This is a genomic window from Pseudomonas sp. GD03858 (assembly GCF_029840925.1).
Lineage (GTDB): Bacteria > Pseudomonadota > Gammaproteobacteria > Pseudomonadales > Pseudomonadaceae > Aquipseudomonas.
In genome coordinates, this window is the sequence record NZ_JAOCDM010000054.1 from 18,165 (window position 1) to 32,869 (window position 14,705).

Sequence of the window (14,705 nt, forward strand, 5' to 3'; positions counted from 1 at the left end):
AAAAGGCCCGCGCTAAGGCGGGCCTTGGGCAAGTAGCGGATGGCTTACTGCAGTTCGGGCGGGATGCTCGAGACCATCGGCGCGGCCCCGCCATTGACCGGCACGGCAATCTCGACCGGCATGCCATCTTCGGCGGCAACCACGTCGCGAACCATGTCCCAGTTCATGCGCAAGTTGTTGGCCAGGTCTTCACGCTTGAGCAGGGCATTGATCACCGCGGTGTGCTTGTCGACCACCGATGGGTTGCCATGGTCATCCAGCGGCGTGTGCGCCTCCAGATAAACCTTGCCGCCACTGATGCCGAACTTGTATGGCTCGTTGATGATACGCACCGGCGTACCCACCGGAACCATCTTCGACAGTTCCAGCACATTGTTGTTGAGCATGCGGAAGCAGCCGTGGCTGGTGCGCATGCCGATGCCGAACTTCTTGTTCGAACCATGGATCAGGTAGCCCGGCACGCCCAGGGTGAACTTGAAAGGCCCCAGCGGATTGTCAGGACCCGCCGGCACCACGGTGGGCAGGATATCGCCATCGGCAGCATGTTCGGCACGAATCGAGGCGGGCGGCGTCCAGGTCGGGTTCGGGGTCTTGGCGGTGATCTTGGTGTTGGCGATCGGTGAACCCCAGCCCTCACGACCGATACCCAGCGGGAAGGTGTGCACCACGCCCTGCCCTTTCGGGTAGTAATACAAGCGGTACTCGGCGAGGTTGATGACGATGCCTTCGCGCGGGCCCGGCGGCAGAATGTACCGGGTGGGGAGAATGATCTCGGTGCCCGCGCCCGGCAGCCAGGGGTCGACCCCGGGGTTGGCGGCGATCATTTCCAGGTAGCCCAGGTCATTGGCGGTACCGATGTCGGCAAAGGTGTCCTCGTACTTGGCCTTGATCGTCTGGACCTGCCCAACGACATCCTCCCCGGGAGGTGGCAGCGGCAGCTCCAGCGCAACAGCGGGGCCTGTCGCCAGCAAGGCGGCCAGGGTCAGGCTACGGGTGACGGCAGGAAAGCGCGACAACATCCGGGAAATCCTTCGAAAGGTCAGTCAAGGGAATCGATTGTACACCCGCGTGCAATCCAACGGGAGGCATTGCCAGGGGACAACCGTTTCAGATGATGAAAGGTGCTCAGAGTTCCGGCCACACCGGACGCATGCCACGGCGCTGGGCATCGAGAATTGCCCGGCACAGCGGACACAGGCGCTCGTCCCGGTATATCGCGCGCTCGACGCCCGACCAGCGGGGCTGCGCCGGCAGCAGGCCGCCACACAAGGTACGATCGACAGGCACGCCCAGCTCGAGCTGGCGAGCGGCCAGGTGGATGCGCACTTCCTGGCAGGCAAACAGGTCGAGCTGCTCATCAGGCTCGATCAGTTGGTAGGCGTACAGGGACCAGGCGGGGCGCGGCATTGGGGGCACTCGAAACGGGGGGCGCAACATTAGCCGAAAGCGGCCCCCGATAAAAGCGTCACAGCAAGGGTTTTATCGTCGGCCAGGCATTTTCCAGCAAGCGCTGCTGGGCGGCCGCGGCTGGATGGATGCCATCGGCCTGCATCAGCTCCGGCACCCCGCCCACGCCTTCGAGGAAGAACGGCACCAGCGGCACCTTTTTATCCGCGGCCAGCTGTTCATAGACCTGGGCGAACGCCGTGGTGTAACGCACGCCATAGTTCGGCGGCAGGCGCATGCCCAGCAGCACCACCTCGGCCCCGGCCTGGCGGGACTGATCGATCATCGATGCAAGATTCTGTTGCAATTGCTGCGCAGGCTGCCCGCGCAGGCCATCGTTGCCACCCAGCTCCAGCACCACCAGGTCCGGCTTGTGCGCTGCAAGCAGCGCCGGCAGCCGCGCCTGGCCACCTGCACTGGTGTCGCCGCTGATCGAGGCATTGACCACCTGATCGTCGAAACCCTCCTTCTTCAACTGCTGTTGCAGCAGGCTGACCCAGCCCTGGCGGGTATCCAGGCCAAAACCGGCGCTGATACTATCGCCAACGACCAGCAACGTTCCCGCCGCCGCGCCCTGGGCCAGGCAACACAGGGCCAGACCGGCACTCAACCACCAATTTCGCATCGGATTCTCCATGGGCCCCAGCATTCTCGTTGCGCAGAACCTTAGCAAAGTGGTCCCCAGCGCGGAAGGCGACCTGACCATCCTCCACGCCCTCTCCCTTGACCTCGCCCAGGGCGACAGCCTGGCCATCATCGGCGCCTCCGGCTCCGGCAAGTCCACGCTGCTGGGCCTGCTCGCCGGCCTCGACCGGCCCAGCGCCGGCAAGGTGGTGCTGGCCGGCCACGACCTCGGCCCGCTCGACGAGGACCAGCGCGCGCGGGTGCGCGCCGAGCACGTAGGCTTCGTGTTCCAGTCGTTCCAGTTGCTCGACAGCCTCAACGCCCTGGAGAACGTCATGCTGCCACTGGAGCTCGATGGCCGCCGGGATGCCCGTGAGCATGCCCGCAGCCTGCTCGAGCGCGTCGGCCTGGGCAAACGCCTGAGCCATACGCCGCGCCAGCTCTCCGGTGGCGAACAGCAGCGCGTGGCGATCGCCCGGGCCTTCGCTGCGCAGCCAGCGGTATTGTTCGCCGACGAGCCCACCGGCAACCTCGACAGCCACACCGGCGAGCGCATCAGCGACCTGTTGTTCGAGCTGAACCAGGAGCGCGGCACCACCCTGGTACTGGTGACCCACGACGAGCGCCTGGCCAAGCGCTGCCATCGCCTGATCCGCCTGGATGCCGGTCGCCTGGTGGCGCCCCTGGAGCCCTGATGACCCGCCTATCGTTCCCGCGCCTGTGCGCCCTTGCGCTACGTCAGCTGCTGCGCGATGCCCGCGCCAGCGAAGTCCGCGTGCTGTTCTTCGCCCTGCTGGTGGCGGTGGCGGCCAGTACCGCGATCGGCTATTTCGGCGCTCGCCTCAATGGCGCCATGCAACTGCGCGCCAGCGAGTTCCTCGCCGCCGATCTGGTCCTGCAGGGTAGCGCCGAGCCCGGCGAAGCACAGATCGCCAGCGGCACGGCGCTGGGCCTGCGCCATGCGCGGGTGGTGGAGTTCACCAGCGTGGTCGGCGGCGACAGCGGCATCCAGCTTTCCAGCATCAAGGCGGCCGACCCCGCCTATCCTCTGCGCGGCCAACTGCGTAGCGCGGCGGCGCCCTACGCCGAGGAAACGCCCGGCGGCGGTCCCGCGCCGGGCGAGGCCTGGGTCGAACCGCGCCTGCTCGCGGCGCTGGGCCTGGCCATCGGCGACAGCATCGACGTGGGCATGAAGACGCTGCGCATGAGCCGCGTGCTGACCTACGAGCCCGACCGCGCCAACAATTTCTACAGCCTGACGCCACGGGTGCTGATGAACCTTGCCGACCTGGACGCCACCGGCGTCATCCAGCCCGGCAGCCGGGTCAGCTATCGAGATCTGTGGCGTGGCGATGTCGACGCCCTGCAACAGTATCGCCAGGATGCGCAAAAGACCCTGGCCGCCAACCAGCGCCTGCTCGATACCCGCGATGGCAACCGCCAGATCGGCGGCGCCCTGGGCAAGGCCGAGCGCTACCTGAACATGGCGAGCCTGGTGGCGGTGCTGCTGGCTGGCGTCGCCGTGGCCCTGTCGGCCAGCCGCTACGCCGCCAGGCGCCTGGATGCCAGCGCCCTGCTGCGCTGCCTGGGACTGTCCCGGCATCAGGCCCTTGGCCTGTACAGCCTGCAACTGGCCATGCTCGGCGCGGCCGCCGCGCTGGCAGGCGCCCTGCTCGGCTGGCTGGCGCAACTGGGGCTGTTCCACCTGCTCGAAGGCCTGCTGCCGAGCCAGGTGCCACCCGGTGGTCTCACCCCAGCGCTGGCCGGTATCGGCACTGGCCTGGTGGCCCTGGCCGGCTTCGCCCTGCCGCCGCTGGCAGCCCTTGGCCGCGTGCCGCCGCTGCGCGTGCTGCGGCGCGACCTGCAGCCGCTGCCGCCGAGCAGCTGGCTGGTATACGGCGCCGCGCTGTTCGCCTTGGGCCTGATCATGTGGCGACTGAGCCTGGATCTACTGCTGACCTTCGCCCTGCTCGGCGGCGGACTGATCGCCGCGCTGCTCCTGGGCGGATTGCTGCTGCTCGGCTTGCGCAGCCTGCGCCGGCTGCTGGCCGACGCGCCGCTGGCCTGGCGCCTGGGGCTCGGGCAACTGCTGCGCCACCCGCTGGCAGCTGCCGGCCAGGCCCTGGCCTTCGGCCTGATCCTGCTGGCGATGGGGCTGGTCGCCCTGCTGCGGGCGGAGCTGCTCGATACCTGGCAGGCACAATTGCCCAAGGACGCGCCCAACCATTTCGCCCTGAACATCCTGCCCGACGAGCGCCAGCCTTTCGCCGAGCACCTGGCCCGTATCAACGCCACCGCCGCGCCGCTGTACCCGGTGATTCCAGGCCGTCTGACCCATATCAACGAGCAGCCGGTGCGTCAGCTGGTCAGCAAGGAGTCCACCGGGGAACGCGCCATCCAGCGCGACCTGAGCCTGACCTGGGCCGCCGACCTGCCCCAGGGCAATGCCCTGAGTGCCGGACAGTGGTGGCAGCAGGCGCCCGCCAGCGACGAAGTGCCCGGGGTGTCCGTGGAGGCGGAGCTGGCGCAGAGCCTGCACCTGCAGCTGGGCGACCTGCTGACCTTCGACATCGGCGGCCAGCAGCGCCAGGCCCGAGTCAGCAGTTTGCGCAGCGTGCATTGGGACAGTTTCCAGCCCAACTTCTACATGATCTTCCAGCCTGGCACCCTGCAGGGGCTGCCCACCACCTACCTGACAAGCTTCTACCTGGCGCCGGGCCATGATCAGGAAGTCGTCGCGCTGTCCAGGGCATTCCCGGCAGTGACGGTACTGCAGGTCGACGCCGTGCTCGGCCAGCTGCGCAGCATCCTCGCCCAGGTCACCCTGGCGGTGGAGTACGTGCTGCTGTTCGTGCTGGCCGCGGGGTTGGCGGTACTGTTCGCGGGACTGCAAGCCACGCTCGACGAGCGCATCCGCCAAGGAGCCCTGCTGCGGGCGCTGGGGGCCGCGCGCCCCTTGCTGGTCAAGGCACGACGCATCGAGTTCGGCCTGCTTGGCGCGACCAGTGGCCTGCTCGCCGCGCTGGGCTGCGAGCTGATCACCTGGGCGCTGTACCGCTATGCCTTCGACTTGCACTGGGCGCCGCACCCGTGGCTGCTGGCGCTGCCGTTGGCCGGGGCGGTGCTGGTAGGCGGGGCAGGCGTGATCGGCACACGCCGGGCGCTCAATGCCAGTCCACTGGCGGTGTTGCGCGAGGGGTGAAAAATGAAGCCTTGCGCAGTGATCGGGGGTTTACGCTTTCTCCTGTAGGAGCGGCCTTGTGTCGCGAAAGGGCTGCGAAGCAGCCCCGGGATATCAGCACCAAGGCAACGATTGCTGGGGCCGCTTCGCAGCCCTTTCGCGACACAAGGCCGCTCCTACAGGAATCGCCAGCTAGAGGTTGTAGCGGATACTGTTCACATACCAGGTCGCCTCGCCCGTGGGCGTGTGCACCAGCACTTCGTCGCCCTCCCCCTTCTTGAGCAGGGCCCGGGCCATGGGCGAGTCGATGGAGATATAGTCGTTGCGCCCATGGATCTCGTCATAGCCGACGATGCGAAAGCGCAACTGCTCACCGTCGTCGTTCTCGATTTCCACCCAGGCGCCGAAGAACACCTTGCCTTCCTGCTGGGGTGAATACGCGACCACCTTGACGTCTTCCAGGCGCTTGCGCAGGTAACGCACGCGCCGGTCGATCTCGCGCAGGAGCTTCTTGTTGTACTGGTAGTCGGCATTCTCGCTGCGATCGCCCAGCGATGCGGCCCAGGTGACCTTCTGGGTGATTTCCGGGCGATAGACCCGCCACAGATGATCGAGCTCCTTCTTCAGGGCTGCATGACCTTCGGTGGTGATGATGTTGGTGCTCAACGACTGCCTCCTCAGTGCATCGGCACGGGCGCCAGGCACCCGCCGAGCGTCCGAGCTTAGCGAAATCGCGGCGAGTCGATCAACGCCGGGTGATCAGACCCTGGCGCGCGATACGGGTCAGCTGGCCGATGACCTCGGCGGCGTCCTCGGCCGCAGGCGCCTGGATCACGGCCAGGTCGAACCGGTCGTTGCCGTATTGGTCGAGCTGTTCACAGCTGTCGGAGAACTGGATGAGGAAGGCACAGGCCTGGCCCTTGCGTCGGGAAAAACCGTCGAGGTTGCGCAAAAGCGTGGGTTGATGCTGGCCGCCGAGCAGGATGCGCGGGGTACGGGAGGCCTGGTTCTTGGCCAGGGGGGTCAAGCAGACACTGGTACGTGGGCAACTCATGGAGTCTCTCTCCGCCTCGCTGTTCCCGCTGGGCAGCGGTGGGAGGCGTCACCGAACCAGCGCTTTAGCGGTATTTCGGAGACCCCGGGGGCATCTCCTGCGCCCCGCAAGTAGCTGTTTAAATCGGCGCAGTCGGTATGCTAGAAGGATTAGCTGCAAGCTTCAAGCCTCAAGCTACAAGTTGATCGCATTCGACTACTTGAGGCTTGCAGCTTGCAGCTTTATTTCAGCGTGCGATCAGACGATCCAGCGATAGGCGGCCCGCACCCTCGATCAGCACTGCCACGGTACCGGCCATCAGTGCCAGGGCGAACTCATAACCGTTGTTGGACATGAACAAGCCATTGCCGATGTGCACCGAGAAGATCGCCACCACCAGTGTCACGGTCAGTGCCAGTGCCGCCGGACGGGCCAGCAGGCCGACCACCAGCGCCAGCCCGCCGAAGAACTCTGCGCTGCCCGACAGCAGGGCCATCAGGTAGCCTGGCGCCAGGCCGATGCTTTCCATCCATTGGCCGGTGCCTTCCAGGCCGTAGCCACCGAACAGGCCAAACAGTTTCTGCGCACCATGGGCCATGAAGATGATGCCGACCAGGATGCGGATGACGCTCAGGCCGTAACCGGCGCGGGTGGAGAACAGGGCTTTGAGGGAGTGGTTCATGTCGTGCTTCCTTGTTTGAGCAGGTGTGTGTGCAATGGGCGCCATAATAATCAATTAAACGAATAGTAAAATCGCAATATATGCGTAAAAACCATCTATAAGATCGATTTATTTAGCGCTTGGCCACCCGCTCCAGGGAAGCCCGCTCGCGATTGAACGCGAGGTAGTACTTGTTCACGCTGTTGACGAAATTCACCGGCCCCATGCCCACTTGCTCCATGGCGACCCGTTCGGTCTGGAAGAACCACTGGTTGCCATTGAGCCCTCGCCGCCGGGCTTCGGCACGCATGGCTTGTACCCGCTCCGGCCCCAGGTTGTAGGCGGCCAGGATAAAGGCCATGCGCTCACGCTCGTTGAGCACGGGGCTGGAGAAGAACTTGCGACGGATCAACGCCAGGTAGCGCGCACTGGCCTGGACATTGCCGTCCACAGTGGCGGTGTTGCTCACCCCGACCCGCTGGGCCGCCGCCGGGGTAATCTGCATCAGCCCATGGGCACCGCCGACACCGCGCGCCTGGGGATTGAGCGTGGACTCCTTGAACGCCAGCGCCGCCAGGTTCAACCAGTCGAACTGCTGGTCACCGCCGTGCTTCTGCAATACCGAGCGCAGCGAGACCAGACGCTGGCGGTCCTTGCTGGCCAATGGGTTGTGCACCCGATACTGGCGCCGGTAGATACGCTCGAAAGCCGCGTCCTGGTTATCCGGGGCGCGGTAGGTGGCGAGAAAGCGGTCCACCGCCGCGCGGAACATCGGCGCGTCCTGCCGTACATACCAGCGCATGGCTCCCGGCTGGGCCAGGTGCACCTTGCTGTCCACCCGCAGGCGCGGCATCACCCGCGCCCAGCGCTGGGCGATCGGGCGCTCCACCACGGTCAGCGGGTAGATACCGGCCTGAACCATCTCCAGCACATCCTCGACGGCCAGCGTCGGGTCGACCCACTCCACCTTGATCGGCGCCCGCTTGCGCAATGCCAACTGCTGGTTGAGGACCTGGATCGCCGCCCCGGCGGCACTGGCGCTGGTCAGGGCGATGGTACGCCCGGACAGTTGCTCGACCCGGCTGTAACCGCGCCCGCCCTTGCGCCCCACCAGTTGCAAGGGCACCTGGTCGACCACCGGGGCGCTGGCGTCGACGCCGCGCACCACGCTCGGATCGAGCAGTTCGCCTGGCGCGGCAAGATCGCCCTCGCCTCGCTGCAGCGCCCCGAGCAATTGCTCCTTGGCCCGTGGAATGATCTTCAGGGTGATTTCCTGCCCATCGGCCACCCGGGCATTGAGGTAATGCTCCAGGGCCCGCAATCGATAGTACTCGACGCCCACCGGCTCGCCCTTGACCTCGCCGGAGCTGTTGCGGCTCTGGTTGACCAGCACCCGCAGGACCTTGCTCGAACGGATCTGCGCCAGGTCACGTGCCTGGCTGGCGGGCACATGCTGTTGCGGGCCGGTTTCACGGGCAATGACCGGCCCGGTGGCCAGCAGCCCGGACAGCAACAGAATCGTCAGCAGGGTTCGCAGCATGAGGGAGAGGATCCAAGGGTGGTTGGCAGGCACCATGCGCAGTGATCATCCGTGACAAATGACGGCAAAAGACCACGGCAAACGTTTGAAGTTCTTGGTTTTTTCTCGATTTCCCGGTTTTTGCTATGCTGGCCGCCCCGGGCACGAGGTAGCACCATGCAACTGATCGATATCGGCGTCAACCTGACCAACAGCAGTTTCCATGACCAGCAGGCCGCCATCGTCGAGCGCGCCATCCAGGCCGGCGTGGCGCAGATGGTCCTCACCGGCACCAGCCTGGACGTCAGCAGCGAAGCACTGGAGCTGTGTCAGCGCCTGGACGAGCCTGGCCAGCGCCTGTTCAGCACCGCCGGCGTGCATCCCCACGACGCCAGCCACTGGAGCACCGACAGCGAGCGCCAGCTGCGCCAGTTGCTCGCCCAGCCGCGGGTCATGGCCGTGGGCGAATGCGGTCTGGACTTCAACCGCGACTTCTCCCCACGCCCCGCCCAGGAAAAGGCCCTGGAAGCCCAACTGGCACTGGCCGTGGAACTGCGCCTGCCGGTGTTCCTCCATGAACGCGAGGCCAGCGAGCGCTTGCTGGCGATCCTCAAGGGCTACCGCGACCACCTGCCCGCCGCCGTGGTGCACTGCTTCACCGGTGAACGCCAGGCGCTGTTCGCCTACCTCGACCTGGACCTGCACATCGGCATCACCGGCTGGATCTGCGACGAACGCCGAGGCACCCACCTGCACCCCTTGGTCGGCAGCATTCCCCAAGGCCGGCTGATGCTCGAGAGCGACGCCCCCTACCTGCTGCCCCGGAGCCTCAGGCCAAAGCCGAAGAACGGTCGCAACGAACCAGCCTTCCTGCCCGAGGTACTGCGCGAAGTGGCGCGGCACCGCGGTGAAACCCCAGAACGCACGGCGGCCCATACCACCGCCTGTGCCCGGACGTTCTTCGGCCTGCCCGAGGTTTCTTGACGCACGTCAAGGCAGGTCCTGGCCCTGGCGGACACAATGATGGCACCTTGCCAATAATGTTTCCGCCAACTCAGAGAAGACCTGCCATGGGTGCCTGGATTAGCAACCTTTCCCTCAAATACAAGTTCTGGGCCGTCAATGCCGTGGCCTTCGTCACCACGCTGATGCTGGTGCTCTACGCGGTGTACCTGGAGCAGCAGGCCCGCGCCAGCGGCGCCCAGACGCAGGCCCTCGCCCAGGCCGAACTGCTGGCGGCCTGGCCCAGCGGTCAGGCGCTGCCCAACCAGGCCAACCTGATCACCTGGCGCAGCGGCCAGACGCCGCAGTTCGCTGGCGAACCGCTCGAAACCCTGCGCGACGCCCAGGGCTGGGTGCAGCTGCCCAGTGCCTGGATCCTTGGCGACAACCCGCTGCGCGGCGCCCAGGTCCTGCGCCAGGGCGACCGGCACCTCGCCGTGCTCGCCCAGTCGCCAAGCCTGCGCCAGGTCTATTTCGACCGTTTCAGCAACTATGCCGTGTGCGTGCTGATCCTGATGCTGGCGATGCTAGGCGCCTCGCAGTTGCTGATCCGCTTCCTGCTCAGCCAGCTCAACACGCTCAAGGACGTGATGCTGCACGTGGAGAAGACCGGAGATCTGTCGGCCCGGGTACCCCTGGCCTGTGGCGACGAAGTCGGCCAGATGGCCGGCGCCTTCAACGCCATGCAGACTACCTACCACCGCGTGGTCAGCACCGTGGCACGCACAGCCGCTCAGCTGGACTCCGGCGCCGCGCGCCTGGCCGGCAGCATGGACGAAGTGCGCCACGGCATGATCGGCCAGCAGAGCGAAACCGACCAGGCCGCCACCGCCATCAACGAAATGACCGCCACCGTGCATCACATCGCCCAGCATGCCGGCGCCACCCGCGACCTGTCGCAGACCGCCGATACCCTCGCCGGCAGCGGCCAGGCCGTGGTCAGCCGGGTGCAGGACTCGATCTCCGGCCTGTCCAGCGGTGTACAGCAGACTGCCGAGATGATCCGCCAGCTGGCCGACGACAGCCAGAAGATCAACGGCGTGGTCGGGGTCATCCACAGCATCGCCGAACAGACCAACCTGCTCGCCCTCAACGCCGCCATCGAAGCGGCCCGGGCTGGCGACCTCGGCCGTGGCTTCGCCGTGGTCGCCGATGAGGTGCGCAACCTGGCAAAGCGCGTGCAGACCTCCACCGATGAGATCACCACCATGGTCGCCGACCTGCAGGCCGGTACGCGCGACGCCGTGGACTTCATGCAAGAGAGCTCTTACAAAGCCGACGATTGCGTCAGGCAGGCCCGCGAAGCCGGCGAGGCCCTGGCCGAGATCACCAGCGCCGTGGCCCAGATGCGCGAGAGCAACACGCAGATCGCCGTGGCCGCCGAGCAGCAGAGCCAGGTGGCCGAGGAGATGAACCGTGCCGTGGTGAGCATCCGCGATGTCACCGAGCAGACCGTGCAGCAGACCGTGGGCTCGGCCACCACCAGCAGCGAACTGGCGACCCTGGCCGGCGAGCTGAACAAGGCGATCGGCCAGCTCAAGCTCTGACACCCGCGCTATGGTTGCCATAGCCAGCCTTGATTGGCCCCCTTGCGGGGGCCGCACTAAGCTTGGGACATGTCCTGGAGGAACTGTCCATGAGCAAGCGACTGCCCAACCTGCCCGCCTGGCAATGGCGTGGTTACCATCACAATCATCGCCACCCCACCAATCTGGTGCTGCACCTGATCGCCGTGCCGCTGTTCATCCTGGGCGCGCTGTTGGTGCTCTCGGGGCTGCTCGGGCTCGATCTGTCGCAGATTGCCGTGGGCGTCATCGCCCTGGTCGCCGGGCTGGGCCTGCAGCGCCAGGGGCATCGCCTGGAGGCCGAGCAGCCCGAGCCCTTCGCCGACCGCAAGGACGCCGTGCAACGCCTGCTCACCGAGCAGTTCGTCACCTTTCCGCGCTTCGTGCTGAGTGGTGCCTGGTGGCGGGCCTGGCGCGAACGCCACAAGCATCGTCACTGACTGAAAGACATCGCGGGGCAAGCCCGCTCCCACGCCATGCAATGGCGCTTGTGGGAGCGGGCTTGCCCCGCGATTGGCTTGATGAAGATGGCTCAGGCGAACACGGTCACCGTCTGCCGGCTCAACGCCAGCAATTCTCCTTCGGCTGTCCATAGGGTCGCGGCCGCATGCCCGTAGCCATCACGGGCATACTCGGTCTCGACCACATAGCGACACCAGTCGAGCGTCGACAGCCGCGGCGTAGGCTGCACGAACTCGATGGTCCAGGTCAGCGTGCTACCTGCGGCAGGCTGCTTGAGATACGGCAGCAGGCTGGGCGGCCAGGCATCGACCAACGCCAGCAGGTGCGCCACCCCGACCGGTTCCTCGGCGACATCGCGCAGCCGCACCCAGCCACCCATGTGGCGTGAGTCGTTGCCGCTGAACGGCAAGCCGCCGACCGCCCAGCGAAACGCCACGTGCTGCATGAACTCGGGCGTCAAGCCCTTGATGTAAGGCAGCTCCGGCGCAGCCTCCTGCAACGGTTTCATTGGCATGGCCGGCGCCGCGTCGACCGCCACCACCGAACTGCGACCGGCGCCGAAGTTGCCTTGCACCAACGTCACCACCTGGCCGTCCTGCACGGCGCGACCGAGCAGCGTGCTGACTGCCTTGCCTTCGCGCAAAACCTCCACTTCCAGGCTGATCGGTACATCCGGCGCCGCCGGGCCGACGAAAGTGATCGCCAATGAACGCACCGGACGCTCGTCGGTCAGCTTCTGACGCATCGCTTCATGCACCATCGCCGCCATCAGGCCGCCGAACACGGCACGCCCCTGGGCCCAACCAGCCGGTACGCTGACGGCCTCGGGATGCGCGCGCGCCGCTGCCAGCAACTCAGTGAAATTCATGGTTCAGGGCTCCTTGCGGGAAAAGCCCGATGTTAACCAGCACTGACGCCAGCAGCAGCCCGCATATCGGTCATTTGCCGGAACTAACGGCGTACCAGGGCCTGGCGCAACGCCTCGAGGGTGAGATCGGAGCGGCCCTCGGCGGCGTGCAGTTCATGCTCCCAGGCGACCTTGCAGCCAGCCAGGTCGCTGTGCTCGCGCACCTGCAGCAACCACTGCAACCGATCATGCCAGTCACCCAGGTCGCCCTGGGCCTGCTTGAGCAAGCGCTGCAGCTTCCTGCCGGCATGGTCGAGCTGCGGGTATGCCTCGTCACCATAGCGCACACGCTTGATCAGCAGGCGCAGACGGTGACGGTCATGGGCTGGATCATCGAGGGCCTTGCCCAGCGTACGCCACTGTTTTTGCAGGCGTCGGTCGATGCGCTTGGCCAGGCCCTGCACCAGCCCTTCGCGATCGGCCGCCCGCAGAAACAGCGGGAAGGCGTCGAGAATCGCCAGCACCCGACCAAGCTGCGGGCTGGCCGCGACACTGGCAAAGGTCCGCGCCCTGCCCTCTCGGCGGCGCTCCCCCGCTTGCAGGTGACCCCGTTTGATCAACTGTGCCGCAAGGACTTCACGGTCGCGCAACGGCGTGGTGAGCGTGCCCAACGAGCCCGCCGCGCCCTCCAGCTGCTCGACGCCCGGCAAACCGCGCAGCGGGCGCAGCAGGCTGCGCAAACGCCGCAGGCTGATGCGCAGGTCATGCAGCGCTTCGCTGTCGGTATCGGCAGCCAGGCGTTCACGACACGCCAGCAACCGCACCTGCAGTGCGAGCACCTGGCGGACCACATGATCGAGCATCGCGGACATGGGTTTCTCCCTGATCAACGCCCGGCGCGGGATTCACGAATATAGAAGCGCGCCTTCTCGGCCTTGCGGGTGCACCCTTCGAAGCCCTCGAACTGCTGCTGGGTCTTGGCACCGGTCAGTAGCGACAATGCCTTGGAATAGCTCACGGTGCCGGCAAAACCTTCGGCCTTGGCCAGGTCCAGTTCCTTCCAGGCGGCATCGAGCTGGGTCGCGCAACTGTCGCGATAGGCCGTCTTGCCCGCACAGCCGGCCAGCGCCAGGGCAATCAGAGGAAGGGTGATCCAGGCTTTCATGGGTAATACCTCGAGGGGTCGATAACTAGGGTGGCCGTTCGACGGCAAAGCAGACGAAAAGTGCCCTGCTCAGCGTAGTCCAGCGCGGACTACATTGAAGCACAGGCGGCAATGGGTGCATTGTTGGACCATGGTTGCACACTTGCAGGGGGAACGGTCATGAGCAAACGCGTGGCATTGGTGCTGGGCTCCGGCGGCGCCCGGGGATACGCGCATATCGGCGTGATCGAGGAAATCGAGCGCCGCGGCTACGAGATCGCCTGCATCGCCGGCTGCTCCATGGGCGCGGTAATCGGCGGCATCTATGCCGCCGGCAAGCTCGACGAGTACCGTCGCTGGATCGAAAGCCTGGACTATCTCGATGTGCTGCGTCTGGTCGATGTCAGCTTTCGCCTGGGCGCCATCCGTGGCGACAAGGTATTCGGGCAGATCCGCAAGATCGTCGGCGAAATCAATATCGAGCAGTTGCGCATCCCCTATACGGCGGTGGCGACCGACCTGACCAACCAGCAGGAAATCTGGTTCCAGGAGGGCTGCCTGCATCAGGCCATGCGCGCCTCGGCGGCGATCCCCAGCCTGTTCACGCCGGTGGTGCAGGGCAATCGCATGCTGGTCGACGGCGGCATCCTCAACCCGCTGCCGATCGTTCCGGTGGTGTCCAGCCACTGCGACCTGATCATCGCGGTCAACCTCAACGCCACCAATCAGAAGCAATACCAGCTGCCGGTGATCGAGCGCCCGGCGGCCTTCAAGATGCGCTTCGATGCGCTGATCAGCTCGCTTGGCTCGCGCCTGCCGTTTCGCCGTAAACCGGCTGAGCAGTTGATCCGCCTGGAACAGGAAATCACCGCCGAAGGGCTGGCCAATCCCAACCCCTGGCTCACTGACGGTGCCGCCCCCGAGGGCCAGCAACCGGCCGCCGCGCCGCAGAGCGAGGGAGCGCCGAAGTCGGCCACCGGCTCATTCATTGTCGACAACGTCGGCCCGGCGTCGTTGCTCGACCTGATCAACCAGAGCTTCGAGGTGATGCAGACGTCGCTGGCCCAGTACAAGATCGCCGGGTACCCGCCGGACGTGCTGATCAACGTGCCCAAGCGCGTGTGCCGGTTCTTCGAGTTCTACAAGGCGCCGGAGCTGATCGCCCTGGGGCGTGAGATTGCCCGGGACACGCTGGACAATCACGAGGGGATTCGACGGTAG

16 protein-coding genes are annotated in these 14,705 nt (G+C 66.0%); 6 read left to right on the forward strand and 10 right to left on the reverse strand.

Annotated elements, in window-relative coordinates; all coding sequences use genetic code 11:
* Positions 1-44: 44 nt before the first annotated feature.
* The 3 genes from N5D48_RS15220 to N5D48_RS15230 form a co-directional block, all read right to left on the reverse strand.
* Positions 45-1,019, reverse strand: coding sequence for a L,D-transpeptidase family protein (locus N5D48_RS15220; protein WP_279885675.1), 975 nt, complete (start codon positions 1,017-1,019; stop codon positions 45-47).
* A 106-nt stretch (positions 1,020-1,125) separates the two neighbouring features.
* Positions 1,126-1,407, reverse strand: coding sequence for a hypothetical protein (locus N5D48_RS15225; protein WP_028692618.1), 282 nt, complete (start codon positions 1,405-1,407; stop codon positions 1,126-1,128).
* Positions 1,408-1,465: 58 nt separating this feature from the next.
* Complete coding sequence (locus N5D48_RS15230; RefSeq protein ID WP_279885677.1) at positions 1,466-2,071, reverse strand: arylesterase; 606 nt, start codon at positions 2,069-2,071, stop codon at positions 1,466-1,468.
* Between the two features lie 10 nt (positions 2,072-2,081).
* On the opposite strand from N5D48_RS15230, the gene N5D48_RS15235 reads away from it, so the two are divergent.
* Both N5D48_RS15235 and N5D48_RS15240 read left to right on the forward strand, forming a co-directional pair.
* Complete coding sequence (locus tag N5D48_RS15235; RefSeq protein ID WP_279885679.1) at positions 2,082-2,765, forward strand: ABC transporter ATP-binding protein; 684 nt, start codon at positions 2,082-2,084, stop codon at positions 2,763-2,765.
* Entirely contained in the window at positions 2,765-5,272 is a 2,508-nt protein-coding gene (locus tag N5D48_RS15240; RefSeq protein WP_279885680.1) for an FtsX-like permease family protein, read from the forward strand. Before N5D48_RS15235 ends, N5D48_RS15240 begins: the two co-directional genes overlap by 1 nt.
* A gap of 171 nt (positions 5,273-5,443) precedes the next feature.
* Here N5D48_RS15240 and greB read toward each other — a convergent pair whose 3' ends face one another.
* The 4 genes from greB to N5D48_RS15260 all read right to left on the reverse strand — a co-directional run bounded on the left by greB (position 5,444) and on the right by N5D48_RS15260 (position 8,485).
* Positions 5,444-5,917 (reverse strand): transcription elongation factor GreB, encoded by a 474-nt coding sequence (gene greB / locus N5D48_RS15245; protein WP_279885683.1) that lies wholly within the window; start codon positions 5,915-5,917, stop codon positions 5,444-5,446.
* A gap of 79 nt (positions 5,918-5,996) precedes the next feature.
* Positions 5,997-6,305, reverse strand: a complete 309-nt coding sequence (locus N5D48_RS15250) for a hypothetical protein (protein ID WP_279885685.1) — start codon at positions 6,303-6,305, stop codon at positions 5,997-5,999.
* 226 nt (positions 6,306-6,531) lie between these two features.
* Entirely contained in the window at positions 6,532-6,966 is a 435-nt protein-coding gene (locus N5D48_RS15255) for a DoxX family protein (protein ID WP_279885687.1), read from the reverse strand.
* Between the two features lie 112 nt (positions 6,967-7,078).
* The gene (locus tag N5D48_RS15260) at positions 7,079-8,485 is read right to left on the reverse strand and encodes a transglycosylase SLT domain-containing protein (protein ID WP_279885688.1); all 1,407 of its coding nucleotides are present in this window, start codon (positions 8,483-8,485) and stop codon (positions 7,079-7,081) included.
* Between the two features lie 156 nt (positions 8,486-8,641).
* On the opposite strand from N5D48_RS15260, the gene N5D48_RS15265 reads away from it, so the two are divergent.
* The 3 genes from N5D48_RS15265 (at position 8,642) to N5D48_RS15275 (ending at position 11,471) form a co-directional block, all read left to right on the forward strand.
* Positions 8,642-9,448, forward strand: coding sequence for a TatD family hydrolase (locus N5D48_RS15265; RefSeq protein ID WP_279885690.1), 807 nt, complete (start codon positions 8,642-8,644; stop codon positions 9,446-9,448).
* Positions 9,449-9,534: 86 nt separating this feature from the next.
* The gene (locus N5D48_RS15270; RefSeq protein ID WP_279885692.1) at positions 9,535-11,013 is read left to right on the forward strand and encodes a methyl-accepting chemotaxis protein; all 1,479 of its coding nucleotides are present in this window, start codon (positions 9,535-9,537) and stop codon (positions 11,011-11,013) included.
* An 89-nt stretch (positions 11,014-11,102) separates the two neighbouring features.
* Positions 11,103-11,471: an Mpo1-like protein gene (locus N5D48_RS15275; protein WP_279885694.1), complete on the forward strand. Its 369-nt coding sequence runs from the start codon at positions 11,103-11,105 to the stop codon at positions 11,469-11,471.
* Positions 11,472-11,563: 92 nt separating this feature from the next.
* Here N5D48_RS15275 and N5D48_RS15280 read toward each other — a convergent pair whose 3' ends face one another.
* The 3 genes from N5D48_RS15280 to N5D48_RS15290 all read right to left on the reverse strand — a co-directional run bounded on the left by N5D48_RS15280 (position 11,564) and on the right by N5D48_RS15290 (position 13,505).
* Complete coding sequence (locus N5D48_RS15280; protein WP_279885696.1) at positions 11,564-12,361, reverse strand: thioesterase family protein; 798 nt, start codon at positions 12,359-12,361, stop codon at positions 11,564-11,566.
* An 83-nt stretch (positions 12,362-12,444) separates the two neighbouring features.
* Positions 12,445-13,212 (reverse strand): CHAD domain-containing protein, encoded by a 768-nt coding sequence (locus N5D48_RS15285; RefSeq protein WP_279885698.1) that lies wholly within the window; start codon positions 13,210-13,212, stop codon positions 12,445-12,447.
* A 14-nt stretch (positions 13,213-13,226) separates the two neighbouring features.
* A complete protein-coding gene (locus N5D48_RS15290; protein WP_046854892.1) occupies positions 13,227-13,505 on the reverse strand; it encodes a hypothetical protein in 279 nt (92 codons plus the stop codon).
* Positions 13,506-13,664: 159 nt separating this feature from the next.
* On the opposite strand from N5D48_RS15290, the gene N5D48_RS15295 reads away from it, so the two are divergent.
* Positions 13,665-14,705 carry a patatin-like phospholipase family protein gene (locus tag N5D48_RS15295; protein ID WP_279885701.1) on the forward strand — a complete coding sequence of 347 codons (1,041 nt, stop codon included), beginning with the start codon at positions 13,665-13,667 and terminating at the stop codon, positions 14,703-14,705.